Origin of the sequence: Alkaliflexus imshenetskii DSM 15055 (assembly GCF_000517065.1) — a bacterium.
Taxonomy (GTDB): domain Bacteria; phylum Bacteroidota; class Bacteroidia; order Bacteroidales; family Marinilabiliaceae; genus Alkaliflexus; species Alkaliflexus imshenetskii.
Window position 1 is genome coordinate 2,307,607 of sequence record NZ_KI912105.1, and the last position, 26,225, is coordinate 2,333,831.

The 26,225-nt window shown below is 44.4% G+C and carries 24 protein-coding genes; 17 read left to right on the forward strand and 7 right to left on the reverse strand.

All coding sequences use genetic code 11. The features are described from left to right. The first annotated feature begins 28 nt into the window (after nucleotides 1-28). From ALKIM_RS0109620 to ALKIM_RS0109630, 3 genes are all read left to right on the forward strand, one after another. The gene (locus ALKIM_RS0109620; RefSeq protein WP_026474452.1) at nucleotides 29-985 is read left to right on the forward strand and encodes a methylenetetrahydrofolate reductase; all 957 of its coding nucleotides are present in this window, start codon (nucleotides 29-31) and stop codon (nucleotides 983-985) included. 88 nt (nucleotides 986-1,073) lie between these two features. Further along, nucleotides 1,074-2,441 carry an NAD-dependent succinate-semialdehyde dehydrogenase gene (locus tag ALKIM_RS0109625; RefSeq protein ID WP_026474453.1) on the forward strand — a complete coding sequence of 456 codons (1,368 nt, stop codon included), beginning with the start codon at nucleotides 1,074-1,076 and terminating at the stop codon, nucleotides 2,439-2,441. Further along, on the forward strand, nucleotides 2,438-2,911 hold the full coding sequence (locus ALKIM_RS0109630; protein ID WP_044117865.1) for a regulatory protein RecX: 474 nt from the start codon (nucleotides 2,438-2,440) through the stop codon (nucleotides 2,909-2,911). Before ALKIM_RS0109625 ends, ALKIM_RS0109630 begins: the two co-directional genes overlap by 4 nt. A gap of 299 nt (nucleotides 2,912-3,210) precedes the next feature. On the opposite strand, the gene ALKIM_RS0109635 is transcribed toward ALKIM_RS0109630, so the two are convergent. From ALKIM_RS0109635 to ALKIM_RS0109645, 3 genes are all read right to left on the reverse strand, one after another. Continuing rightward, on the reverse strand, nucleotides 3,211-3,912 hold the full coding sequence (locus ALKIM_RS0109635) for a type 1 glutamine amidotransferase (protein WP_218916695.1): 702 nt from the start codon (nucleotides 3,910-3,912) through the stop codon (nucleotides 3,211-3,213). 35 nt (nucleotides 3,913-3,947) lie between these two features. Beyond that, the gene (locus ALKIM_RS18190; RefSeq protein ID WP_044117866.1) at nucleotides 3,948-4,814 is read right to left on the reverse strand and encodes a lysylphosphatidylglycerol synthase transmembrane domain-containing protein; all 867 of its coding nucleotides are present in this window, start codon (nucleotides 4,812-4,814) and stop codon (nucleotides 3,948-3,950) included. Between the two features lie 280 nt (nucleotides 4,815-5,094). After that, nucleotides 5,095-6,396: a KamA family radical SAM protein gene (locus tag ALKIM_RS0109645; RefSeq protein WP_026474456.1), complete on the reverse strand. Its 1,302-nt coding sequence runs from the start codon at nucleotides 6,394-6,396 to the stop codon at nucleotides 5,095-5,097. A gap of 548 nt (nucleotides 6,397-6,944) precedes the next feature. On the opposite strand from ALKIM_RS0109645, the gene dnaG reads away from it, so the two are divergent. The 4 genes from dnaG to ALKIM_RS0109665 all read left to right on the forward strand — a co-directional run bounded on the left by dnaG (nucleotide 6,945) and on the right by ALKIM_RS0109665 (nucleotide 11,177). Beyond that, nucleotides 6,945-8,903: a DNA primase gene (dnaG, locus tag ALKIM_RS0109650; RefSeq protein ID WP_026474457.1), complete on the forward strand. Its 1,959-nt coding sequence runs from the start codon at nucleotides 6,945-6,947 to the stop codon at nucleotides 8,901-8,903. Nucleotides 8,904-8,925: 22 nt separating this feature from the next. Next, nucleotides 8,926-9,423, forward strand: coding sequence for a pyridoxamine 5'-phosphate oxidase family protein (locus tag ALKIM_RS0109655; protein WP_026474458.1), 498 nt, complete (start codon nucleotides 8,926-8,928; stop codon nucleotides 9,421-9,423). Between the two features lie 50 nt (nucleotides 9,424-9,473). Next, a complete protein-coding gene (locus tag ALKIM_RS0109660; protein WP_026474459.1) occupies nucleotides 9,474-10,706 on the forward strand; it encodes a nucleoside recognition domain-containing protein in 1,233 nt (410 codons plus the stop codon). A gap of 231 nt (nucleotides 10,707-10,937) precedes the next feature. Next, complete coding sequence (locus ALKIM_RS0109665; protein ID WP_044117867.1) at nucleotides 10,938-11,177, forward strand: SHOCT domain-containing protein; 240 nt, start codon at nucleotides 10,938-10,940, stop codon at nucleotides 11,175-11,177. Between the two features lie 15 nt (nucleotides 11,178-11,192). Here ALKIM_RS0109665 and ALKIM_RS0109670 read toward each other — a convergent pair whose 3' ends face one another. Beyond that, the gene (locus ALKIM_RS0109670) at nucleotides 11,193-12,071 is read right to left on the reverse strand and encodes an AraC family transcriptional regulator (protein ID WP_026474461.1); all 879 of its coding nucleotides are present in this window, start codon (nucleotides 12,069-12,071) and stop codon (nucleotides 11,193-11,195) included. A 450-nt stretch (nucleotides 12,072-12,521) separates the two neighbouring features. On the opposite strand from ALKIM_RS0109670, the gene ALKIM_RS19290 reads away from it, so the two are divergent. The 4 genes from ALKIM_RS19290 to rimM all read left to right on the forward strand — a co-directional run bounded on the left by ALKIM_RS19290 (nucleotide 12,522) and on the right by rimM (nucleotide 14,973). Further along, nucleotides 12,522-13,148 (forward strand): class I SAM-dependent methyltransferase, encoded by a 627-nt coding sequence (locus ALKIM_RS19290; RefSeq protein WP_052345511.1) that lies wholly within the window; start codon nucleotides 12,522-12,524, stop codon nucleotides 13,146-13,148. 96 nt (nucleotides 13,149-13,244) lie between these two features. Continuing rightward, nucleotides 13,245-13,706, forward strand: coding sequence for a GNAT family N-acetyltransferase (locus tag ALKIM_RS0109685; protein ID WP_026474463.1), 462 nt, complete (start codon nucleotides 13,245-13,247; stop codon nucleotides 13,704-13,706). Between the two features lie 104 nt (nucleotides 13,707-13,810). Then, a complete protein-coding gene (locus ALKIM_RS0109690; RefSeq protein ID WP_026474464.1) occupies nucleotides 13,811-14,359 on the forward strand; it encodes a 30S ribosomal protein S16 in 549 nt (182 codons plus the stop codon). Nucleotides 14,360-14,439: 80 nt separating this feature from the next. Then, nucleotides 14,440-14,973 (forward strand): ribosome maturation factor RimM, encoded by a 534-nt coding sequence (rimM, locus tag ALKIM_RS0109695; protein ID WP_026474465.1) that lies wholly within the window; start codon nucleotides 14,440-14,442, stop codon nucleotides 14,971-14,973. Here rimM and ALKIM_RS19295 read toward each other — a convergent pair. The 3 genes from ALKIM_RS19295 to ALKIM_RS0109710 form a co-directional block, all read right to left on the reverse strand. After that, a complete protein-coding gene (locus ALKIM_RS19295; RefSeq protein WP_052345512.1) occupies nucleotides 14,951-15,400 on the reverse strand; it encodes an acyl-CoA thioesterase in 450 nt (149 codons plus the stop codon). The genes rimM and ALKIM_RS19295 overlap by 23 nt on opposite strands. A 20-nt stretch (nucleotides 15,401-15,420) precedes the next feature. Further along, nucleotides 15,421-15,999 (reverse strand): L-threonylcarbamoyladenylate synthase, encoded by a 579-nt coding sequence (locus ALKIM_RS0109705; RefSeq protein WP_026474466.1) that lies wholly within the window; start codon nucleotides 15,997-15,999, stop codon nucleotides 15,421-15,423. 115 nt (nucleotides 16,000-16,114) lie between these two features. Further along, a complete protein-coding gene (locus ALKIM_RS0109710; RefSeq protein WP_026474467.1) occupies nucleotides 16,115-16,921 on the reverse strand; it encodes a 2,3,4,5-tetrahydropyridine-2,6-dicarboxylate N-succinyltransferase in 807 nt (268 codons plus the stop codon). A gap of 954 nt (nucleotides 16,922-17,875) precedes the next feature. On the opposite strand from ALKIM_RS0109710, the gene ALKIM_RS0109715 reads away from it, so the two are divergent. The 6 genes from ALKIM_RS0109715 (at nucleotide 17,876) to ALKIM_RS0109740 (ending at nucleotide 26,139) form a co-directional block, all read left to right on the forward strand. Beyond that, entirely contained in the window at nucleotides 17,876-18,649 is a 774-nt protein-coding gene (locus ALKIM_RS0109715) for a carboxypeptidase-like regulatory domain-containing protein (RefSeq protein WP_026474468.1), read from the forward strand. A gap of 516 nt (nucleotides 18,650-19,165) precedes the next feature. Further along, nucleotides 19,166-21,013: a dihydroxy-acid dehydratase gene (gene ilvD, locus ALKIM_RS0109720; RefSeq protein ID WP_026474469.1), complete on the forward strand. Its 1,848-nt coding sequence runs from the start codon at nucleotides 19,166-19,168 to the stop codon at nucleotides 21,011-21,013. Between the two features lie 33 nt (nucleotides 21,014-21,046). After that, entirely contained in the window at nucleotides 21,047-22,780 is a 1,734-nt protein-coding gene (gene ilvB / locus ALKIM_RS0109725; protein WP_026474470.1) for a biosynthetic-type acetolactate synthase large subunit, read from the forward strand. A gap of 43 nt (nucleotides 22,781-22,823) precedes the next feature. Further along, nucleotides 22,824-23,366, forward strand: coding sequence for an acetolactate synthase small subunit (gene ilvN, locus ALKIM_RS0109730; RefSeq protein WP_026474471.1), 543 nt, complete (start codon nucleotides 22,824-22,826; stop codon nucleotides 23,364-23,366). A gap of 44 nt (nucleotides 23,367-23,410) precedes the next feature. Further along, nucleotides 23,411-24,463, forward strand: a complete 1,053-nt coding sequence (gene ilvC, locus ALKIM_RS0109735) for a ketol-acid reductoisomerase (protein ID WP_026474472.1) — start codon at nucleotides 23,411-23,413, stop codon at nucleotides 24,461-24,463. A 176-nt stretch (nucleotides 24,464-24,639) separates the two neighbouring features. After that, entirely contained in the window at nucleotides 24,640-26,139 is a 1,500-nt protein-coding gene (locus ALKIM_RS0109740; RefSeq protein ID WP_026474473.1) for a 2-isopropylmalate synthase, read from the forward strand. The last annotated feature ends 86 nt before the right edge of the window (nucleotides 26,140-26,225 follow it).

Sequence of the window (26,225 nt, forward strand, 5' to 3'; positions counted from 1 at the left end):
AATTGTTCATCTTTTTTGAAGTACTAATATGCCTACAGCAGCCCAACTCATCCGTGACCTCAAACAACCCGGTTTTTCCCTCGAATTGTTGCCTCCTCTAAAGGGCAACAGCATCAAAAGGGTGTTTTCTACCATCGACACACTCAAAGAGTTTAATCCTCTTTTCATCAATATTACCTCGCATCGCGATGAGGTTATTTTCAGAAATGTGGACAATGGCCTTTTTGAGCGAAAAGTAACGCGCAAGCGTCCGGGTACGGTGGCAGTAGCGGCTTCTATTCAGCATAAGTATGGCATAAAAGTTATTCCTCACATAATATGCAGTGGCTTTACCCGCAGTGAAACCGAATATGCACTTATCGACCTTAACTTTTTGGGCATTCACGATTTGTTGCTTCTCAGGGGTGATAATTCACAGCGCGATAAGTTTTTTAAGCCTCAGGATGAGGGCAATGCGTATGCACTGGATTTGATAAATCAAGTTAACAATCTGAACAAAGGTATTTTTCTTGATTCTACTCAGGCCGATGCATTTGATACCCCATTTAGTTTTGGAGTGGCCGGTTATCCTGAAAAACATGAGGAGGCGCCCAATCTTGATTCAGACGTTTATTGGCTTAAAAAGAAAGTTGAGGCTGGAGCTGAGTATATCGTTACTCAAATGTTCTTCGACAATGAGAAGTATTTTGAGTTTGTGAGAAAATGCCGTGCTGTGGGTATTACAGTTCCTATTGTACCAGGACTCAAACCCATCACCCTGATGAACCAGTTAACTGTGCTGCCAAAGATATTTCATGTGGATATACCCGAAGCATTTGCCAATGAGATACGAAAGTGTAAATCGGATGCTGATGTAATGCAGGTTGGGGTGGAGTGGACGACAATGCAAGCCAGGGAGTTGCTCAAGAATGGATGCAACTTGCTTCATTTCTATACTTTGATGGCAACTGAGAGTGTTCGCAGGGTGGCATCAGAGGTATATTAGTTGCTTCTGACCGTTTTTTACCATCAAATTCGGTATCTTTAATTCTTTAGAGGTTTTAAGCTTCTTTTAATTCATCATATTTCGCACAATGATACTGAAATCCATAAATCCCGCCAGTGGTGAGATAATTCGGGAGTACGACGAATTTCAATGGGATGACATTGATCAAGCCCTGGATCATTCCCTTGCGGCCTTTCATCAGTGGCGGAAAACATCTGTTCAGCGTCGCATCACCCTTATCGAAGCGTTGGCTCATAAACTTATTGAAAAATCAGAAGGGTTGGCCTTTACCATTTCACTTGAGATGGGCAAGCCCATTCGCGAGTCGAGAGCTGAAATAGAGAAGTGTGCATGGCTTTGTCGTTACTACGCTGAAAATGGTGAGCGCTTCCTCGCCAACGAATCAATTCCTACTGAGGCTTCGGCCTCCTATATCTCCTTTCAACCATTAGGGCCTGTACTGGCCATCATGCCATGGAATTTTCCTTTCTGGCAGGTGTTTCGCTTTTCGGTGCCTGCCCTGTTAGCCGGAAACACTGTTCTGCTGAAACATGCATCCAACGTACCGGCTTGTGCTCTTGCCATCGGACAGATATTTGCTGAGGCAGGTTTCCCTTTTAGAACTTTTCAAACGCTTTTGATATCGAGCCGAAAGGTTGACAATGTTATATCCGACCGGCGTATACAAGCTATTACCTTTACCGGAAGTACACCTGCGGGTCGTTCGGTGGCGCAACAGGCCGGTAGGAGCCTCAAGAAGACTGTTCTTGAGCTTGGAGGTAGTGACCCATATATCATTTTGGCTGATGCAGACCTGGAACTGGCTGCCACGGCTTGCGCAAAAGCCCGGCTGCTCAATGCCGGGCAGAGTTGCATTTCGGCCAAGCGCTTTATTGTGGACACATCGGTTTACGACGATTTTGCCGGGTTGATTATTGAAAAGATGAATGCAGCTGTTTTAGGCGACCCTATGGACGACCTTACGGATCTGGGGCCATTGGCCAGAAACAACCTGCGTTTGGATCTTGAAATGCAGGTGAATAACAGCATTGGAAAAGGAGCCAAACTGCTTTTAGGTGCCAACTCTGAAGACTATCCAACATCCTATTATCCTGCAACGGTGCTTGGCGATGTAAAGCCCGGTATGCCTGCCTATCATGAGGAACTTTTTGGTCCCGTGGCAGCGCTCATCCGTGTGGCCAATCAGGAGGAGGCCATCTGCACAGCAAATGATTCATCGTTTGGTCTTGGCGCCGCAATCTTTACACGTGACGTTGAAAAGGGGCAATACATCGCAGAATTTGAACTCGAAGCCGGCTGTTGTTTTGTAAATGATTTTGTGCGGTCTGATCCGCGCTTGCCCTTTGGTGGCGTGCGTGAGAGTGGCTATGGCCGGGAGTTGGCTATTTATGGATTGCGCGAATTTGTCAATGTTAAAACGGTGGTGGTGCGATGATGGATGTGGAAAAAGCTTTTGGTAAAATTGCGTCGCTCTGCGCCAGGCAGGAAATGTGTGCATCCGATATCCGAAAGAAACTTCTCAAGTGGGAAATGCCCCATGCAGATGCCGAAAAAGTTGTTGCCCGGCTTATTTCTGAAAAGTTTATTGATGATGCCCGATATGCCGGTTTCTATGTGCGTGACAAATATCGGTTCAATAAATGGGGAAAGGATAAAATTCGTTGGCAGCTACGGCTAAAATCAATAAGTGATGAGGTTATTAATGAGGCGCTTGCATCCATTCCCGACGAGGAGTATAGCAACAATTTGCAGCAGTTGTTAAAAACCAAAAATCGTCAACTAAAACAGGATGATCCCTATAAACGCAAAGCCGCTCTTATGCGCTATGCTGCATCACGCGGTTTTAAGTCAGACGAGATTGCCAATGCTTTGAAAAACCTTCTTTTAATGGAGGATGATTTTTAAGGTAGTTGCAATTTAGTAACCGTTTAATTTGAGATTGTAAAATATGATAATGATGCAATGAGTGTTAGGTTTTAGATAAAATAGTTGAGAAAGATGATTGGATTTATCTTATTCTCTGTTTTTTCGTGTCTATCAGTATAAATATCTAAAAATCTTTTAAGCAGCTGTTATACAAATTTTAAACAGTCTCTTAATAATTGTAGCGGCCGCAATAGGCAATGTACTCACTTTGGTTTGCAGGCATCATCTGAAAACCATGCCCCTATAAGTTTCTTCATCCAATCTCTTTTGTGCATGTTTTATTTTGAAACCAGATAGTTGAGAATTTGCGTCAGCCAGGTATTGGATTCTTCATAACGGTTAGCCTCTGCTGTTATTTTCTCTGCCGTTTGGATGTGTTGGTCTTCAATAAGTTCGTGTGCGCCTTCTTTTGTCATCTCTGAAATAGTTTGGGGCGTAACTTCTAAATGAAATTGCAATCCCAGGACTCTTTCTCTGTATAAAAATGCCTGGTTTGAACAAGCAGCGGTTTCCAACAGATGTGTGGCTTCATCAGGCAGATCAAATGTGTCGCCATGCCAGTGAAATGTGGTGAACTGGTCTGGGATGCCGTTTAAAATCCTGTGCTTTTTCCCGCTTTCTGTTTTTAATACCGGAAACCATCCTATCTCCTTCGCCCGGTTAGGATAAACATTTGCGCCCAGTGCGCTGGCAATAAGCTGGGAGCCAAGACATATTCCGATTACGGTTTTGCCGGTATGTATCGCCTCTTTAATAGCTTCTAACTCTTTGGTAAGCCAGGGATATTGCTGCTGATCATACACACCCATAGGACCACCCATCACAATGAGCCAATCAAACGTTGAAACCGCCGGTAACTCATCGTTTGCATATAAATGGGTGTATCTGATCTGATGGCCGTGTTGTTCTGCCCAGGTTTTGATATATCCAGGCCCTTCAAAATGAACATGCATAAAGCAGTGGATGCGGATCTGGTTCATGGCTGTCAAACGTTTATGTACAGTATCTTTTGTAGTTACTCTTTAACGATGATGGTCGCCGGTTTCACGGTAAAAACTATCCCCGGAAGGGCGGTAATGGCCGATGCTACGTAAAATAGCAGACTGAGTGCTACTGCCGAGTTTTCATCCACACCCAGATAGAGAGCGCCCCACATAAAAACCACTTCGCGGGCACCAATCCCTCCCAGCGTAATTGGCACCGATCCTGCAATGGCCGAAAGAAAGAATAGAAACAGATAGTCGTCATACAATCCATTCATTTCAACACCAAGTGATTTTAAGATGAGGATGGCTGATGCCATTTGAAGACCTTGTACCAGAAATGCCCAGCCAAGTACCGGGAAAAAGGCAATTCGCAAGCGGCGGTTGAAGATGTGCAGGAATAGAAAAAACGCAAATGCAACCAGAGGAATGCCAAGCCATAGCCATGATTTGTAGGGGATGGCATAGTCGATATAGGGAGCAAACGCCAAAAGCATCATCACAATAACCGACAGACCACTAACCCTATCTGAGAGGATGGCACCTATGACCTTTTTTAGTTCTGTTTTAAGATATTTGCCAATGAGATACACCTTGAAGCCATCTCCGCCTACCCCACCTGGTAGAAAGAGATTATAAAACAATCCGAGCCAGTATAGCTTCAGATTTTGTCGATGCCCAATTGCAATGGGCACTTGCCTGAAAAGATTTAGTAACCTCGCCGCTGCCGCCACTTGCGACACTGCATAAACCAATAGGGCTGCAACAAGTAATAAGATGCTGGCTGTTTGCACCTGCTCACCTATTTCCTTTAGGTTTATATGTGAAAATACATAATAGAGCGCTCCACCGCTTAATGCGATTTTGGCCACCAGTTTAATTATGGCATTTCTGCTCATCGATCTCTTTTTTCGAGCGTAAAAATAAAACTTTAACCTGATTTTACCGACCTACATGGGTAACTGATTGTCGTTTTGCTGAGATAATGATTGCAATTATCTGTTTTTGATATTTGCATCAAACGTTTTTTGTGCTGCTGAGATACAAATTGACGAAGTCTTTTATCCAAAAGTAAAAGGAGCAACCCTGCCCGGATGCTCCTTTTATATTCGAGTTCAGATGGGAGTAAATTGTCCTGTCCATCTGTTTTTGTGTATAAATATCAAAATATCAGTCTTTTTAATCCAGTAGCATTTCAGCAAGCTCCTCCTCAAAAAAGAACTCCTTTTTGCCAAAGGCTGGTTTTAAATCATCCATCCAAAGCGCGTTGGGATCATATTTGGCGAAGAATGGCCGGTTAACCCAATCGCTGTTTCTACCCTGAATGAATTCCAGCGCAAACACTTTTTCGCCATTTATTTCGGTAACACCTGAAACCCTTACTTTACCGGGCGTGCACGACATGCTGGGGCCTCTAACTGTGCGTGCAATTCCACTTACTTTTGTGTAGGCACGGCGAAATATATCCCATGCGCGGTTGAGTGACACACCAAAGTACTCTTGCGCACCTGTGTCGCGGGCAATAAACATGTAGTAGGGTATCATACCCATCTGTACCTGTTTTTTCCACATCTCCGACCAAACCATGGATGAAGCATTGATGTGATTGAGAAGAGGCGACTGAGTGCGAATCTGTGCTCCAGTAGCCCGAATACGTTTCACGGCATCCTTAACAGCCGGTGTGCTCAACTCCGTTGGATGGTTAAAATGGGCCATGAATGCCAACGTACGCCCCGATGCTGTTACCTTTTCAAAAACACGAAGCAGGTCGTCTGCGTCGGGGTCGGTCAAGTAGCGATATGGCCAAAAAGCCAGTGATTTGGAACCGATTCTAATGTTTTGCAGGTGAGGAATGTCTGCATCTAATATTTTGCTTATGTAGGTATCGAGTACATTGGCGCTCATCACCATCGGGTCGCCTCCGGTTATGAGCAAATCCGAAATTTCGGGATGTTCGCGCAGGTAATCCACAATGGCATCTACCTCTTTCATTGCGAACTTAAGGTTATCCATACCTGTAAATTGCGGCCATCTGAAGCAGAAAGTACAGTAGGCGTGACAGGTTTGTCCCTGTGATGGAAAAAACAGCATGGTTTCGTTATACTTATGCTGGGCACCGGTGAGTTTTTCGCCACGCAAAACTGGCAGGTTGTGTGCCTGTCCTGCAGGGTGGGGATTTAGTTGGTGCCTTATTTTGTTGGCTTCTTCTTTAATTATGTTGGTATCTGCACCAGAATCTACCAACATGGCAATGCGGTTGAAATGCTCAGGATTCAACATCCCTTTTTGTGGAAAGTTGAGAATAAAAATCGGGTCGTTTTTATAGTTATTCCAGTCAATTAATTCATCGGTCACATAGTTGTTGGTTTTGAAAGGCAGCACGTGAGCCACAACATCAATAGTCCGTTGATCTTCCTTACTGATTTTGTCAATTTGGGCAATCTGACGGTAATTCCGTGCAGTATAAATCTGATACTTCATAGGCAGTATTATTTTATGTATGTAAATAATTATATATACTCAGATGCAGAACGCGTTACAGAAAATTCTTAACGCCAGAATGATCTTTTGCAAATTGAGAGATGTCAATGGACTGACATCGGTCTGTGTGGAAAAAAATAGGGCCTAATTACCCATCTTCCTTTCAAAAATAGCAAAATAAAAGCTTAGGGGCAAGGTTTTTTGTCATTGGCGGGAAATGTAAAGTGGTTTCAATCAATGCGTTCCATTTTTAAGTACTGGGTTTAAGTGTGTTGGCGCCGGGTGTGAAAAAAACTTAAAAGTGTGCATACGAGGTTTTATATCCCGCTTTGAAACTGTTGTGAACGCATCATGGTTGGCATCTTTTTGCGCTCAATGGGTAATGTCAATACCGAAATAGACGTTTGCTCTTTTTCTCGTGGTTGAATATGAGTTATACTTCATAGCGCAATGTATCATCATCCCGTGTAAATAAAATTCTCCTGTTGCTTTCCCTGCCAACTTCACATCTATTCCCTATCTTTGAAAGTCATAATCGACACTAAAAAATGATTGATCAGGCCACCGTTGACCGCATTATGGAGACTGCCCAGGGGCAAATCACAGATGTGATTTCCGAGTTTGTCCATCTCAAAAAGAGGGGGATAAACTACATTGGTAATTGTCCTTTTCATAATGAGAAAACGCCATCGTTCATCGTTTCGCCTCATAAGGGAATTTACAAGTGCTTTGGATGTGGTAAGGGTGGCAACGCCGTGAATTTTCTTATGGATCATGAGCAGGTGTCGTTCGTGGAGGCTATTCGTACTTTAGGGCGTAAATTTCATATCCACATTGAGGAGAAGGAGCGCACGCCCGAAGAGTTGGTGCAGCAAAATGAACGCGAAAGTATGTTGGTCGTTACCGATTATGCGTCAAGGTTTTTTGCTAAAACACTTTTCGAAACGGATGAGGGCCAGTCTGTTGGACTAGGATATTTTCGTCAGCGTGGTTTTCGTGATGACATCATCCGTAAATTTCAATTGGGGTATTCGCCCGACAACCGCGATGCCTTTACTCGTGAGGCTCAAATTAATGGTTATAAGATAGATTTTCTGGAGAAGACGGGGCTCACCGTGGTGCGCGACGATTACAAAGCCGACAGATTCAGGGGAAGGGTTATCTTTCCCATACACAGCTTGTCGGGGCGTATCATTGCTTTTGGAGGCCGCATTCTAAAAACCGACGCCAAAACGGCGAAGTATCTCAACTCCCCTGAGTCGGAGATTTACCACAAAAGCAAAATTCTCTACGGCATTTATCAAGCCCGGCAGGAGATGGTACGCCAGGATCGTACCTACCTGGTCGAAGGTTACACCGATGTGCTTTCGTTTCATCAGGCCGGCATCTCCAATGTGGTGGCTTCATCGGGCACAGCGCTTACCGTGGATCAGATAAGGCTCATGGCCCGTTTTTCTCCCAACATCACGATTATTTACGATGGCGACCAGGCGGGTATAAAGGCTTCATTGCGCGGAATTGACCTCGTGTTGGAGGAGGGGATGAACGTAAAAGTACTGTTACTGCCCGATGGGGAGGATCCCGACTCGTTTGCTAAGAAATTGGGCGGAGATAAGTTACTCGAGTATATTGCTGCCAACGAAACCGACTTTATAAAGTTTAAAACTTCGCTGCTGCTCGAAGAGAGTAAAAACGACCCCATAAAACGCGCCCAGCTTATTCAGGATATAGTGCGAACCATTTCCGTTATTCCGGATGGGATTGTGCGTTCAGTTTATGTGCGTGAGTGCAGCTCGCTCATGAAGGTGGAAGAGCCGGCTCTCTATCTTGAAATGGGCAAGTTTATAAAGAAAAAACAGGAGCGCGATGCCGGGCGTACTTTCCTTCAAAACAGGGAAACGCCTGCTCTGGTTCAAACCCCTGAGATGCCTTTGCCTATTCTCACTCAACCGGCGAATCCACTCGATAGGGAAGAGCGTGAAGTGTTACGCTTTCTCCTGAAATATGGCGACTATCCGCTTGGCGAGGTTGAAGTTGGTGTAGATAAAGTTTTGATGAGCGCCGGCGAATATATCGTACACGAGATGCGACAAGATGAACTGGAGAGCCAAAATCCGCTTTACAATCGTATGCTCTCGCTTTATGAAGAGCAGATGAAAACTCCGGCATTCAAAGCGCAACGTTTTTTTGTGAGTCATCCCGACCCCGAAATCAGCCAGTTGGCGTCGAATTTAATTGCCCGCGAGTACATTCTAAGCAAAATTCATAACCGCTATGGAGGTGTTCGTAAGGATGAGGAGATGCTCGAAACGTTGGTGCCTCGCGTAGTTACTGAGTTAAAATGGAAACTGGTGAAGCTGCGTATGGAACAGATACGTGTACAACTCAAAGAGGCTGAAGAGCAAAAAGACAACGACAAAGTGATTTCTCTTATCCGCGAGATGACAGCCCTTCAGAACGTATTCAGAATTATCTCTCAGAAGCAGGGCGAGAGAACAATTATATAGATTTAGCAAAACAGAATTTAAAATGAAGACAGTTTTTCATAACGATCAGACCATTATTGAGGATGTCATTAAACGGGCCGACGTCTGTTTTGTGGGCGTTGTAACACCTGAGAACACACCTTATGTGGTACCTATGAATTTTGGATATCTCAACGGCACAATCTATCTGCACAGTGCGCCCACGGGCCGCATAATCGATTGTTTGGATCAGAATGCCAATATTTGCGTAACTTTCAGCATCGACCACGAACTGGCGTTTCAACATCCCGAAGTGGCATGCAGTTACCGTATGAAATCCAAAAGCGTCGTGGCTTTTGGCAAAGTGCATTTTGTGGAGGAGATGGAAGCAAAACGTGAAGCGCTTAACATCATTATGCGTCAATATTCCGATAAGGAGTTTCAGTATAGTGATCCGGCCGTACGCAACGTAAAAATTTGGGTGGTGCCTGTTGAAGAGATACGTTGCAAAGAGTTTGGTGCGCCTCACGATAAATATAAAAAACCAACGGATAAGGTGTAATCCTTTCTCATATTTTCCTGATTTTAGTCTGAACACTTAAGGAGGTACGTATGGCTTTAAATTATATCTGGATAGCATTTTTTGTTATCGCCTTTGTGGTGGCGTTGTTGCGCCTCATTTTTTTTCAGGATATGGAGGTGTTTTCCGAACTGGTGAACGCCACTTTTGAATATGCACGTACCGGATTTAATATATCGCTCGGGTTAACCGGCGTACTCACGCTTTGGCTGGGTTTCATGAAAATTGCTGAGCAGGGTGGCATGGTGAGTATTATGTCACGCCTCATAGGGCCATTCTTCAGTCGTCTCTTTCCATCACTCCCTAAAAATCACCCTGCTTATGGTTCTATGATGATGAATCTGGCGGCGAATATGCTGGGACTCGACAATGCCGCTACACCAATGGGCCTGAAGGCCATGAAGGAGATGCAGACGGTGAACCCGTCAAAGGATACGGCTTCGGATGCACAAATTATGTTTATGGTGCTCAATACGTCAGGATTAACCATCATACCCATTTCCATAATGGTTTATAGAGCCGAAATGGGAGCCGCCAACCCGGCAGATATTTTTTTGCCAATTCTGCTGGCCACTTTTTTCTCTACCATGGCTGGTGTCATCTCGGTCTCCATTGTGCAACGCATACGTTTACTCGATCCTGTGATTATGGCCTATCTGGGCGGCATGACGCTGATGGTGGGCGGCATGATGTGGGGACTTTCCCAACTGGATCGTGACCAAATGCGCGTGGTCTCTCTGCTGCTGGCCAATCTCATACTTTTCTCCTTTATCATTCTTTTTATTGTTCGTGCTGTGCTTCGTAAAGTGAATGTGTACGAGGCATTTATCGAAGGAGGTAAGGAAGGCTTTTTCATCGCTGTGAAAATTATCCCATACCTCATTGCCATACTTGTGGGCATTGGCGTGTTCCGTGCTTCCGGTGCCATGGATGTTATTATCGATGGGGTGAGGCTGTTTATTGCCTGGTTGGGCTATGACACAGAGTTTGTGGGTGCTTTGCCAACGGCACTCATGAAGCCTCTGAGTGGAAGTGGCGCACGCGGTATGATGATAGATGCCATGAATAGCTATGGTGCCGACTCGTTTGTTGGCAGACTGGCTTCAACGGTGCAGGGTGCTACAGATACCACATTTTATATTATTGCCGTCTATTTTGGTTCTGTAGGCATTCGCAGAACCCGCCACGCCCTTACTTGTGGGCTTATTGCCGATTTTGCCGGAATCGTTGCCGCCATATTTATTGCTTACATGTTTTTCGGATAGGGAATTACTTTTTCCAACCTTTACTTTTTCCCGTTTTTGTGCTAACTTTTAGGTTGCATGAATTCGGATGTGAACATTGATTTAATTTCAAGGATTTTACATCAGTTGCATCTGAAGTAATCAATAGAGTATATTGATGTTGCGGAGTTTCATTTTACCTCCTCTTTCATTCCGCAGTTTAATTGGAAAGTTTAAAGTTGGGCATCAATATTTATTTTAAATACTAAAGTTATGGATAGTGACATTAAAAACGGAAAAACCGGCCCATGGCATGTGGGATGGGGATGGCTGATTGCCTTGCCTTTGCTGGCAGTTCTAGGTGCCGCATCGGCCCGAAAAGTAAAACAAGTACTTCATGAGTCTGAAACCGACGGATATAAAACGGCTCACGATATATTGCGAGAGCGATATGCAAAAGGCGAGCTAGACCGTGAAGAGTACCTTGAAAAACTGAACGACATTTCGCTCTAAATACTTTGGGGCGTATTAAAATACATTTTTCACCCCATTGAAGTTTAGTCTGAATTCTGATGGCGTGCAATCCTGCTTCTTTTTAAAGGTGCGGTTAAAGTTTGATATGTTGTTAAAGCCACATTCATAGCATATCTCAGAAACGCTCTTACCTGTTTCTATAAGCATGCGCGTAGCGTATCCCAAACGTATCTCGTTAACAAACTCCACAAACGACTTGCCGGTACGTTGTTTTATCAAACGACTAAATGAGACAACCGACATATTTAGTAAGTCAGCGGCCTCTTCCAACATAATTTTTTTGTTGAAGTTGGCGCGTATGTAGTTGTATATTTTTTCGATACGTTCGCTGTTGTGGAAGTCGTTGTTTCGTTGAAATGAAATATTGGTAAGCAATCGTTGGCCTCTCGAAATGGATAAGTCATATAGCAGCGATTGAAATTCCAGAAACGAATCAAATCCCCTTTTGCGACTTATGGATTCCAGTCTGCCATAGGCCATTTTTGCTGTGTCATGCGAGAATAGAATCCCTCTGTTGGCATTGGTGAGCATGTCGCGAACGGGCTTCAGCAGGTTCTTTTCCAAAATAGGGCCATCAAAGATGTCCCTTGGAAACTGAAGCGTAATTTCATGCAGCAACGATCTGCCGTCATTTTTATAGTTTTCCCAACCATGATAAAGATTTGGCCCTACCATCACCAGTTCCAATTCTTTTATCTCCTCAAAATGATCGCCTACCACACGCCTTGCTCCTTGGGCATTTGATATGAAGTTAATTTCATACTCGGGATGAAAATGAATGGGATAGGTGAAGAGGCCGCGCTGCCTGTCGAAAATCAGGAAGCAGTCATCGTCCTTTAGTGGCGTAATTTCCCGGTGGATGGATTCTTTCATGATTGGTTTGATTTATTGTTGAGCATTTTAGCTATGCTTGAATGGCTGTTAACATAAATTGAGGCAAATTTAATAATTTTTAGATATGATAATATAAGGTTGTGAGCGTATTTTACCAACAGGTTAGTCAAATGTTTTTTTTGATTGTAAATATTTCTGTTTTTATGAATGAGCCAAATAATCGAATGTTTGATGTTATTTGGGATAATCCTTGGATGCATCTGAGGAATAGTTGAAGATATTTTGCGTAATCAATTGTTGTTTATGTGTTATTGAGTTGATAGAATAGTATTTGTCGGTTGCAGATTGACATTGGTGCTTTTGGTTATCTTTGGAGATGTTCTTTAGCACTATTGGCAGATGCATTCTCATTGGGTAAATTAACACCGGTGAGCCATCTTGTTGTTTTTGCAGAAAAATCTATCAGTCGCATGTTTTACTTCGAGTTTTATGACAAATCCCTGGCTCAATATTCCCTTTAGCGATTACGAGAATCACATGTCTGAGGTTGGACAGACTTTAATCCTTAACAATCTCATCAGGGATGCTCTGCAGGATTATAAGCCTGCCTGTTTTGTGCTGGTAGGATGCACCACCGGAAATGGACTTGAACATGTGAATAACGAAATTACCACAACAGTTTATGCCATTGATATCAATCGGGAGTATTTGGATGAGCTGAACACCCGTTTTTCAGGTACTATTTCTGATTTGCGGCTCGTATGTCAAAGCATAGAATCTTTAAGCTTAATGGCTGTGAATGCCGATCTGGTGTTGTGCGCATTGGTTTTGGAGTACGTTAACCCTGAAAACGCCCTGAAAGCGATGTTTAATATGCTTTCAGTTAAGGGAAAGCTAGCGCTGATTGTTCAAAGAAGTAACGGAAGTAGTTTCGTCACAAAAACAAAATACCATTCTCTGGAGCGTCTTTCATCAATAGCTGCTGAAGTGGATGAAGCGTCATTGGTGAAACTATGTCACCAGCAAGGATATGAAATAATTGAATCCCGTGTGATTCATATCAATGCATTAAAGTCTTTTGTTTATCTCGTTTTTGAAAATGTAAAAATCAGGTAATTGTCATAGCAATACAACTCGTATGAAGCCCTTATCATTTTAACCCCTATCCCTCAACTATCAACTATCAACTATCAACCCTCAACTCTAAAACTTATGCGTATAATTTCTGTCAGAGAGCAGCCTGAATATAAGGATGTTTTCATAAAGTATTTTCAATCCAAATGGGCCAGCGAAAACAGTTTAATGGTGTATGATGATTGTATCACACACTGCATTTCTTCTCCAAGTCCATTGCCTCAATGGTATCTTTTAATGAGTGGCGGTGACACCATCGGGTGTGCCGGATTGGTTACCAATGATTTCATAAGCCGGATGGATTTATATCCCTGGGTAGTGGCACTCTATATTGAGCCGGCTCATCGTGGCAATCACTATGGAGCACTATTGCTAAATAAGGCCCGCGAAGATGCTCGTTTGGGCGGATTTTCCCATCTTTATCTGTGCACCGACCATGTGGGTTTCTACGAGAAGTATGGCTTCTCCTATATCGGTACAGGGTATCACCCCTGGGGCGAATCATCCAGAATATACCAGACTTCTCTGGCAGAAAAATAGCTCATTACCAGTTTAAATTTGAGTGGAAATCTTTTTAAATGAAATAAAAAGCATTATCTTTGCCGCGCTAAAATGTAGGTTGAATTAATTGAAATTGTTTTAACATGCCCGTAAAAATTAGATTAGCAAGACACGGACGCAAAAGGTATGCTTACTACCACATTGTGGTAGCTGACAGCAGGGCGCCACGAGATGGCAGGTACATTGAAAGGATTGGTTCTTACAATCCCAACACGAATCCTGCTACTATTAACCTTGATGTTGATAAAGCCTTAACATGGCTTTCAAATGGTGCTCAACCTACCGATACAGCCCGTGCAATCCTCAGCTACAAAGGTGTTCTCATGAAGAAACACTTGCTTGAGGGTGTGAAAAAAGGTGCTTTTGACGAAGCTGAAGCTGATCGTCGTTTCGAGAAATGGAGCGAGGAGAAAGAAAGCAAGGTTCAAGCCAAGAAAGATCGTCTGGCTGGCGAAAAAGCTAAAACATCTCAGGAAAGACTTGCCGAAGAGGCTAAAGTAAATGCTGAGCGTGCTGCCAAAATCGCTAAGAAGAACTCTGAAATGGCTGCTGAAGCTGCAACTGCCTCTGCTGAAGAGGCTGCTGATGAAGCTGCCGATGAAAGCGCTGCTGAAGAGCCACAGGCTGAATAATTACAGTCAGAAACGCTTCAATCAAAAAATAGAGCCCGCTTGTTTGTTCAGGCGGGTTTTTTTGTACTTTTACTTTAGTTATGATAACAAAAGCCAACTTGCTAAAAATAGGTTCATTTGCTAAACCTCACGGCGTGGCCGGTGAGATAGTGCTTCGTCTGTCGCCCGAATGGTCAGGATATGAGCCGGAACCAGATTTCATTTTTGTGGAACTGCAAGGTGGCCTGGTGCCCTTTGAAGTTACCTCTTTGCGCTTTAAAAATGAGATGGACTTGCTCGTTGGTATCGATATGGTTGACGCTGAGGAGATGGCACGGACGCTTCAGGGATGCGAGGTTTATATTGAACCAGATGCTCTGGGGCAATTGGCCGATGACGAATCCCCCGGACTAAATGCCCTTATCGGATTTCTTGTTACCGATATTAACCACGGCACACTGGGCAAGATAGTTGCTGTGCACGCCATTCACAACAACCCTTTGCTTGAGCTTGAATACAAAGGCAAAGAGGTTCTTATTCCTTTCAACGAAGATTTTATTGTGTCGATGGATGGTGAAAAGAATGAAATACAGCTTGATACGCCCGAAGGTCTCATCGATTTATTTCTGGAGTAAGTCGCCCGTCCTCCATCTGGTTAAATCTGTTTCGCCATTCATCCGGAAGAACCATTCCGGATTCATCCGGTATATAAAAGCCCGCCATCACAGAGTCGCTGGACACAAGCGGGAACGCATCACCCATTTTTACAATCCATTGTATCATGCGCAGGCTTTTATTTCCCAACTTATATACGCAGGTTAGTACTTCAATGGCGTCGTCTGGCATTATTTGCCTGTGAAAGTCTGTTTTGAACGACACAATAACCAAATGTTGTCCGTCTTTACCTAAAAGGGTGCCAAGCGAGTCACGCAAATATCCTGAACGGCCAAGGTCAAAGTACTCCTGAGCCACGGCATTGTTCACATGTCCCAAAGCATCCACATCGTTAAAGCGGATTTGCACCGGCGTAATGTGTTTAAAGTCCTCTATCTTAAACTCCATGGTTTGTAAATTGATTCTGTTTATTGCCTGATGAGTTCAAATTCGCCATGCAGTCCCAACCGCATGATGCCTGATGCGATATAATGCTTTGAATCATCTTGTCTGAATTTCACAACATAATCCACTTGTTCCACTATCGCAGGCTCTATCTCAATAAAACTACGAGGTGTCTTTTTCCCACTTAAATTGGCTGATGTGGCTACAATAGGTGTTTTGAATCGTGTGCACAAAGTTTTTGAAAACAGCTCATTGGTGACCCGGATGCCGATACTGCCATCGTGTGCCAACACGTTTGCTGCCAGGTTTTTCCCGTCAGGGTAGATTAAGGTAAGTGGTTTCTCTGCCAATTCGATGAGATCCCATGCCAATTCAGGAATCGCCTTAACATACTGTGGAATACGCCCGGGCTGGTCTGTAATCACAATCATCCCTTTGCCGGCATCCCGCTTTTTAAGCTCAATGATTTTTTCTACCGCAGCAATATTGGTGGCGTCACAGCCTATACCCCAAACCGTGTCGGTAGGATAGAGGATAATGCCACCCTGTTTTAGCACCTCAAGTGCCTGTTTCAGGTCTTCATTGTCGAAACGATCGTTCATATCAATGGGAGTGTTTTCAGAATCAAAGATAACAAATCATCTGCCTGCAGCAAACAAAAGCCCCATACCTGATAGATCAACGGTACGGGGCTAATAGGTTCTTTTATGCGATGGGCTATACCGCTACTCCAAAATCGCGTAGCGCATCGTTGAGCGACGTTTTGAGATCGGTGGATGCTTTTCTCTGACCAATGATAAGTGCAGCCGGTACATTGTAGCTTCCGGCCGGGAATTCTTTGGTGTAACTACCCGGAATTACAACTGAACGAGGCGGCACATATCCTTTGTATTCGATTGGCTCTTTGCCACTCACATCAATGATTTTGGTGGAGCCGGTAAGTACCACGTTGGCACCAAGCACAGCTTCCCGGCCTATACGGCAACCTTCCACTATGATACAACGCGACCCAATAAAAGCACCGTCCTCCACAATCACGGGCGATGCCTGTAACGGTTCAAGTACACCACCCAGACCAACACCGCCGCTCAGGTGAACATTTTTACCAACCTGTGCACAGCTGCCTACCGTGGCCCAGGTGTCTACCATGGTGCCGGAATCCACGTATGCTCCTATATTCAGGTAAGATGGCATCATTACCACTCCACGGGCAATGTATGCGCCATAACGGGCTACTGCATGAGGCACAACTCTTACGCCAAGCTCTTTGTAGTTGCGTTTCAATGCCATTTTATCGTGAAACTCAAAGGGGCCTATTTCAATGGTTTCCATTTGCTGCATGGGGAAGTAAAGAATTACAGCCTTCTTCACCCATTCGTTCACTTTCCAGTCGTCGCCATCGGGCTCAGCAACACGAATACGACCTTTATCCAGCTCTTCAATTACATTGCGGATGGTTTCCTGCGTCTCCGCGTTAGCCAACAACTCGCGGTTGTCCCAGGCTCTTTCAATTATCTCTCTCATCGGTAATCAGGTAATTAATTAGGTTTATTAACTATAGGTTGTTAGTGTTTGTTCAAAATTTCATTCTTCCTTTCAAGGGTTGAATCAGATCTGTCAGTCACAACGCCATGATGATTCGCCAATTACTACTCTGTTGGAGCATCTGAAGTTGTTAAATTGCACATTTTATGGTGCTTAGCAAGATAGGGGGATTTGCCAAATGAGTATGCATAAAAATAGATGTTTCATTTTTTTTATGCGCAATTATTTGTCATTTAATATGTTAATATTGTTTAAACAAGCATGCTGTATTCAATCAAGGTGCTGGTTGTTTATTTTTATGCAACGCGATACCGATAGTTTAATGCGGCATTCCAACGGTGAAAATGAATCCTTTCACCAATAGGATCCACTGCTGATTTCTGCCAATAGAATCATAGGTTATTAGGTTCCCGGTGACCTTACCTTTCTTTCGATACGAAGTCTGGTTTGTTAATAAAAGTTAACCAGCCCGAAAGGGAATAATATTTGTTTTGAAGCGAAGTCCCATCTGTAGTTTAATACTGAAATGTTTTGTTGGTCTGCTATAAGCAGGGAATAATCCATCGAGAGGATCTAAGTGACTGTTTAATTTATGTTGATCTGCTTAGCAGATTATTAGACTGTTAGATGCGTAGCAAAGCGAAGTCCGCAATGCTGGATAAGATAGTAAGACCGATAGATAAGATTAATCCAATCATCTTTATCAACTACCCTATCTGTCTAAAATCTAAAAGTCTTAACGTCTATATCATATTTTATAAATTTAATTTAAACAGTTACTAGAAGTCAGCCCTGGAAGAATGACGCGTTACTGACGTGCTGCGCAGCTATCCGGAGCTCCACAATCAATCAGGAGTGTCAATAAATCTGCTATCACAATGCGGCATTATCACATTAGATTAATTATGAACTCATATAATTACATAAACCCAAATGAGATTTTCTTTCTTTCTCTTGCTGTTATGGGGATTGCTGTATGCTTTTTCCGGCATGGCACAACAACCAGATGAAGTATTGTTTTCAGGATGCGTTTTTTCAGATGACGGCGTGTCACGGTTACCTCATGCTTCCATAGCCTCTTACTCACAAGTAAAAATTTATACGGCCGATGAGAGAGGCTGCTTCCGTATATATTTGCCTGCGAAAGACTCTGTGCGTATTACGGCTATTGGGTTTGAGCCGCGTACCTACGTGCTCTCAGCTTTAACTTCTGGTTCTGCGCATCAGCATCATATTACTCTGAAGCAGCACAGTTATATGATTAAAGAGGTTACCATTAAGCCTTCCGATGGCATTTTTGACCCATTGATTTTTAAAAAGCATCTGGATGATTCTGATGGCATCCAACTTAACCTCCCAAAAGAGATAGGCAGCCGAATGAGCAAAGTGCCCTTGAGCGAAAGACCCGAGCCTCCTGCTTCATTAGCTTCGCCGGTTTCGCTTATCTATCGAACTGTGAGTGGCAAAAAATCTCCCACTGTAAGCTTTGAGAAAGCCAGAAATTTAGATGCACAATGGAACAGGCGTGAGGCAGTGGCCGGCCGTGACGTGATTGCCCAAATTTCGGGACTTGAAGGCACTAAGCTTGATGCTTTCATCGTATATTGTAACGTTCACCTTGTCATCACCGACCACGATACTGGAGTTTCAGCCAGCCAGAAAATCGAAGCGCTGTTTGAAAAGTATAAGCAGGCTGTTTCTGAATAAAGATTCATATTGAACCATTTTTGAATTCCATTGTTACTAACTGTAGTAAATATTCATGCAGTGGCGCAGTTGTTCTGTTTATATTTATACACATCTCGACTTGTTTTGTAAAAAAATCGACTCGCAAAGCAAAAAAATGAAAGAAAATTGAAACTTTTTCTTGCAAAACAGTTTGAGATAATGACAAAATTCATACATTTGCAATGAAATTTTGAATAGACAATGTGTGGCGGACTGGCAAAACCTATGGTGGAGATGCACTATTCAGTTGCACATTGAGATTTTTTTAAGTTAAAGCTCATGAAACTTTTTGTATCTCTACTTCTCGTTGTGATTATTATTCTCGTGGACAACCATTAGAGAAGTGAGATTGGTATATAAAAGTTTAAGAAGATATAAACGAACCCCTCTCACTTCTCTGTGAGAGGGGTTTTTGTTTAAAAGAGATTTTTTGAAACTCAAAGTTGAATCATATACTGGATGAACTTCCCGAAAGGGGTAAATGTTTTTTTGACAATGAAGATACCTTTAAGAAGTAATACCACCACTCAGGGCCGACGTATGGCCGGCGCCAGAAGTCTTTGGCGCGCCAATGGCATGAAGGATGAGCAGATGGGGCGTCCCTTGATAGCTGTTGTAAATTCATTTACCCAGTTTGTGCCGGGACACGCACACCTTCATCAAATTGGTCAGGACGTAAAAGCCCTCATCGAAAAGCAAGGCTGTTTTGCTGCTGAGTTTAACACCATTGCCATTGATGATGGTATAGCCATGGGACACGATGGCATGCTCTACTCATTGCCCTCGCGCGATTTAATTGCCGATAGCGTGGAGTATATGGTGAATGCGCACCAGGCAGATGCGATGATTTGCATCAGCAATTGTGACAAAATTACGCCAGGTATGCTTATGGCTGCCATGCGCGTTAATATACCCGTGGTATTTGTGTCCGGAGGACCCATGGAGGCCGGAAAAGTGGGTGACAGAGCCCTTGACTTGGTCGATTCGATGGTGATGGCAGCCGATGATTCTGTTTCAGATGAGGAAGTGCTGGCGGTGGAGCAGAATGCTTGTCCTACCTGTGGCTCTTGCTCGGGAATGTTCACTGCCAACTCAATGAATTGCCTTAACGAAGCGCTTGGATTGGCATTGCCCGGAAATGGATCCATCGTGGCAACTCATGTAAATCGCCGCCGTTTGTTTGAAGATGCAGCTAACCTGATTGTTAAACTTGCATACAGATATTATGATGAGGGTGATGTATCCGTTCTGCCACGCAATATCGCAACCAAACAGGCATTTTTAAATGCCATGACCTTGGATATTGCCATGGGCGGATCTACCAATACGGTTTTACACCTGTTGGCAATAGCCCACGAGGCTGGTGTTGACTTCACGATGCAGGATATCGATCGCCTCTCCAAAAGTACACCTGTACTTTGCAAAGTGGCTCCAAATAGTCATTACCACATTGAAGATGTAAATCGTGCCGGTGGTGTGCTCGGCATTTTGGCCGAACTTGGTCGCGGTGGTTTGCTCGATACAACTGTGGGAAGAGTGGATCTGCCTTCGCTTGCACATGCACTTAAACTATATGACGTGGTGGGAGAGAGCTGTTCAGAAAAGGCCCGCGAGATTTATTCCAGCGCCCCGGGCGGATTTGTAAACCTTAAACTGGCATCTCAAAAGGCTGTTTATAGTGAACTGGATCTTGACCGTAAAAAGGGCTGTATCCGCAGCATCGAAAATGCCTATTTTAAAGATGGCGGATTGGCCGTTTTGTTTGGCAATGTGGCCGAAAAAGGGTGTATTGTTAAGACTGCGGGTGTAGACCCATCTATTTTCCGGTTCGAAGGAACAGCGCGTGTTTATGAGTCTCAGGATGATGCCTGCGAAGGAATCCTCTCAGACGAAGTAAAAGCAGGCGATGTGGTATTTATCCGTTACGAGGGGCCCAAAGGAGGACCAGGCATGCAGGAGATGTTGTATCCCACATCCTATTTAAAATCACGCCATCTTGGAGAAAAGTGTGCTCTGGTTACCGACGGACGCTTTTCAGGCGGAACATCGGGTTTATCGATAGGCCACGCTTCACCAGAAGCTGCTGCGGGTGGAGCCATCGCACTGGTAAAAAATGGTGATCCTGTTGTGATAGATATTCCAAATCGTTCCATAAATATTGTGGTGTCTGATGACGAACTGAACCGCCGCAGAGCAGCTGAACAAGCTAAGGGTGCAGATGCATTTAAGCCTGCATCGCGGCAGCGTTATGTTTCAAAAGCGTTAAGGGCTTACGCCGGACTGGTGACCTCTGCTGATATGGGCGCCGTTCGGATGTTACCCGATGAGCAACCCCAAAATTAATCTTGTGAATTGAACCCCCAAATCCATATTCGCATGGAAACACAATTTCAAACGATGATGAAAGAGAAGAGCAAAGAAGCAATCCGAATGACAGGTGCTGAAGCCCTTGTTCGTTCCCTTCTGATGGAAGGTACTGAGATCATCTTTGGGTATCCCGGTGGAGCTATTATGCCGGTTTATGATGCCCTCTACAGCTTTCAGAATGATGTTCACCATGTACTGGTGCGCCACGAACAGGGTGCTGTGCATGCAGCTCAGGGATATGCCCGGGTAACCGGAAAAGTTGGTGTGGCTATTGTAACCTCTGGTCCGGGAGCTACCAATGCGGTAACCGGAATTGCCGATGCCATGATTGACTCCACTCCGCTTGTGGTAATCAGTGGTCAGGTAGGTTCACTTCTACTGGGGACTGATGCCTTCCAGGAAACGGACGTGGTGGGCATTACACAACCTGTTACAAAATGGAATATACAGGTAAAAAAAGCTGAAGACATACCAGGAGCTATTGCCCGTGCTTTCTACATTGCACGTAGTGGTCGTCCGGGTCCCGTGCTCATCGATATTACCAAAGATGCTCAGTTTGCCAACTTAGACTTTGCCTACGAACCCATAAAGTATATTAGAAGCTACAAGCCTGTACCTGTAGTAGATACTCAGCAGATTGAAGCGGCCGCACAGTTGATTAATCTTTCAAAGAAGCCCCTTGCCCTGGTGGGTCAGGGTGTGATTCTGGGTGGTGCTGAAAAAGAACTGACTGAGTTTCTCGAGAAAACGGGCATTCCAGCTGCGTGGACGCTGCTAGGACTCTCTGCCTTACCAACTGATCATCCGCTCAATGTGGGTATGCTTGGTATGCATGGCAATTATGGGCCAAACATTAAAACAAATGAGGCTGACCTGATTATTGCCATCGGGATGCGTTTCGACGACAGGGTAACTGGAAATCTCAGCACTTATGCCACAAATGCGAAAGTGATTCACCTCGAGATTGACGATGCTGAAATTAATAAGAATGTGCATGCCGATGTGCCGGTACTGGGAAATGTGAAGGACTCACTGCCTATGCTTACCGAAAAGGTTACTGCCAACACGCACGATGAATGGCTTGAGCAGTTCAGAGCTTGTTACCGCATAGAGTATGACCGAATCATCAATAAGGAGTTGTATCCCATAAAAACAGGGCTTACAATGGGCGAAGTTATCCATCGCATCTCGTCCGCATTTAAAGATGATGCCATTATGGTAACCGATGTGGGTCAGCACCAGATGATGGCGAGCCGTTACTTCCGTTTCCGTCAAACACGAAGCGTGGTTACAAGCGGAGGACTGGGAACGATGGGATTCGGACTACCTGCTGCTATGGGGGCCAAATTGGGTGCTCCTGAGCGTCCGGTATGCCTTTTTGTTGGCGATGGTGGTTTTCAGATGACCATTCAAGAGTTGGGAACCATTTTTCAGACAAAAATTCCGGTGAAAATAGTATTGCTAAACAATAATTTTCTGGGAATGGTGCGTCAGTGGCAGGAGCTATTTTTCGACAGCCGATACTCCTTTACTGAACTGATAAATCCCGATTTCCAAACCATTGCTAAAGGGTATTTTATCGAATCTCAGAAAGTTACAACCCGCGAAGAGATAGATGATGCCATCATTAAAATGGTGAACCACAACGGTCCCTATTTGTTGGAAGTAGTTGTTGAGAAGGAAGGCAATGTGTTCCCAATGGTTCCGTCCGGTGCTTCTGTATCAGATATCCGCCTTGAGTAGTTGACCAATTGTATCTCTGCATTTATATTTAACAACTATGCGAATGAAGGAAGAATTCACACTATCCATATTTTCGGAGAACCACGTAGGACTTCTGAATCAGATAACCAACGTGTTTACCCGTCGTAACCTGAACATCGAAAGCTTAACCACTTCTGAATCGGCCATTGCCGGTATTCATAAATTCACCATCGTGGTGTTCAGCACCCGTGAGGAGATAGAAAAAGTGGCCAAGCAAATAGAGAAGAAGATTGATGTCATCAAAGCCTTTGTATTGACGGCCGATGAAATTATTCATCAGGAAATTGCCCTCTACAAAGTGCCTACCAAAGCTCTGCTAGACGGGAACCAAATCGAAGGCCTTGTGCGTCAATATGGTGCCCGCATCCTGGAGGTTACGCCTGAATATACGGTGATTGAGAAAACCGGCCACAAGGCTGAGACTCAGGAGTTGTTTGAGAAAATGGACAAATACGGCGTGGTGCAGTTTACCCGCTCAGGCCGAATTGCCATTACCAAAAGCAAGGCTGAACTGCTCGATAACTACCTTAGAAAGATGGAGCTTGACAGACAAAATGTAAACTAGTATTATAGTAGAAACCTGAACAAATATTATTAACAAACACTATTATGGCTAAAATCAATTTCGGAGGAACCGAAGAAAACGTAGTAACAAGAGAGGAATTTCCATTGGCAAAAGCACGCGAAGTGCTGAAAGACGAAGTAATTGCCGTGATTGGATATGGTGTGCAAGGCCCTGGTCAGGCGCTTAACCTGAAAGATAATGGCTTTAATGTAATCATAGGTCAGCGTAAAGATTCCAAAACATGGGACAAAGCTGTTGCAGATGGTTGGGAACCAGGAAAAACCCTTTTCCCCATCGAAGAAGCTTTGGACAAAGGAACTATTATTCAGTACTTACTTTCAGACGCCGGTCAGATTTCTGTATGGCCAACTGTTCAGAAGTATCTGAAACCTGGCAAAGCGCTCTATTTCTCCCATGGTTTTGGCGTAACATATAAGGAACGCACCGGAATTATTCCTCCAGCCGATGTGGATGTAATTCTTGTGGCACCTAAAGGTTCAGGTACCAGTCTTCGTCGTATGTTCCTCGAAGGTCGTGGTTTGAACTCCAGCTTCGCCATTTTCCAGGATGCTACCGGAAAAGCTAAAGACAGAGTTGTGGCTTTAGGTATTGGTGTGGGTAGCGGATACCTGTTCGAAACTACTTTCCAGAGAGAAGTTTACAGCGACCTTACCGGTGAACGTGGTACCCTTATGGGCGCTATTCAAGGAATATTTGCCGCTCAGTATGAAGTCCTGAGAAAGAACGGACATAGCCCATCTGAGGCTTTCAACGAAACTGTTGAAGAGTTAACTCAAAGCCTAATGCCTCTTGTAGCTGAGAATGGCATGGACTGGATGTATGCCAACTGTTCAACTACTGCTCAGCGCGGTGCTTTGGACTGGTGGAAGAAATTCCGTGACGCTACCTTGCCCGTATTCTCTGACCTTTACAGCGAAGTGGCCAAAGGTAACGAAGCTCAGCGCTCAATCGACTCAAACAGTCAGTCTGATTACCGGGTAAAACTGGAAGCTGAGTTGACAGAACTTCGTGAGTCTGAAATGTGGCGGGCTGGTGCAGCCGTTCGTAAGCTGCGCCCTGAAAACGAAAAGAAATAATCTTTTCACCCAAAAGGTAATGACAATCCGTAGATCTCTCTGGTTCTTCGCGCCGTCTTTGTGTTTGTGATGTGATGATGAGTCATATTGCCGGATGCAGAGATGATGCGGAGGCGGGGAGGTTATACTACAATTAGAATATTAATCCGGAGTTTGCCGGACTAAATGAGACAAACATGAGCAACAGAGTCTATATTTTCGACACCACTTTACGGGATGGCGAACAGGTTCCCGGCTGTCAGTTGAATACCATTGAAAAGATTGAAGTGGCACGTCAACTGGAGAAACTGGGAGTGGACATTATTGAAGCCGGGTTTCCGGTCTCGAGTCCGGGAGATTTCAACTCTGTGGTGGAGATTTCCAAAGCCGTTTCAAATCCCACCATCTGCGCCCTTACCCGCGCCGTAAAAAAAGACATTGAAGTGGCAGCTGATGCACTTCAGTTTGCAAAGCGGGGACGAATCCACACCGGTATCGGAACCTCGCCCTATCACATCTACAACAAACTAAACTCCAACCCCGAAGAGATTATTCAACGTGCCATCGATGCCGTTAAATACGCACGCAAATTTGTGGATGATGTCGAGTTTTATGCCGAAGATGCTGGTCGTTCAGACAATGAGTATTTGGCTCGCGTTATCGAAGCGGTTATTAAAGCCGGTGCCACGGTTGTAAATATTCCGGATACAACAGGCTATTGCCTGCCCGCAGAATATGGTGCAAAAATCGCTTATCTGGTAAACAACGTACCAAATATCGACAAAGCAATTATTTCAACACACTGCCATAACGATCTTGGCATGGCCACTGCCAATAGCATCAGCGGCATTATAAACGGCGCCCGTCAGGTGGAGGTAACCATGAATGGTATTGGTGAACGTGCCGGCAACACTTCGCTCGAAGAGGTTGTGATGACCCTTAGATGTCATAAGGATTTGGAGTTTGAAACCAATATCGACAGTAAGCAAATCATGAAAACCAGCAAACTGGTTTCTACTTTGATGCGCATGCCTGTGCAACCCAATAAGGCCATTGTAGGCCGCAATGCGTTTGCCCACTCATCCGGAATCCATCAGGATGGCGTATTGAAGAATCGTGAGAACTATGAAATCATCGATCCGGTGGAAGTAGGCGTTAAAGAGTCGTCCATTGTGCTGACCGCCCGTAGCGGACGTGCAGCCATTAAGCATCGCCTGAGTGTGCTGGGATATGAACTGGAGCCCATTGAGCTTGACGAGTTGTACCATAAGTTCCTGGAACTGGCCGATAAGAAAAAGGATGTTACCGACGAAGACCTTGAAATCCTTGTAGGACGCGACAAGGAGGAAGACACACCAAGACCTTTGAAACTGGTCTCATTACAAGTTACTTGCGGTAAATCAACCATACCTACAGCAACAGTACAGGTAAGTTTTCATGGTGACGTGTTTACCGAAACAGCCATCGGAAATGGCCCCATCGATGCGGCCTTTACCGCCGTAAAAGCCCTCGTGAAACGAAGAGTGAGACTGGAGGAGTTCCTGATACAGGCCATTCATCGTGGTAGCGACGATGTAGGCAAAGTTCATGTGCAGATTGAACACAAAGGCAGCACCTACTATGGATTTGCTGCGCACACCGACATTGTTACCGCATCGGTTGAGGCTTTCCTTGATGCATTGGGTCACATAGAATAGATGTCGTATAACCGATTGCTTCCATATTCTCCTTTGTCAGAAATGTGGAATGCACCGGTTACAGAATAATATAACCTTTTAAAATT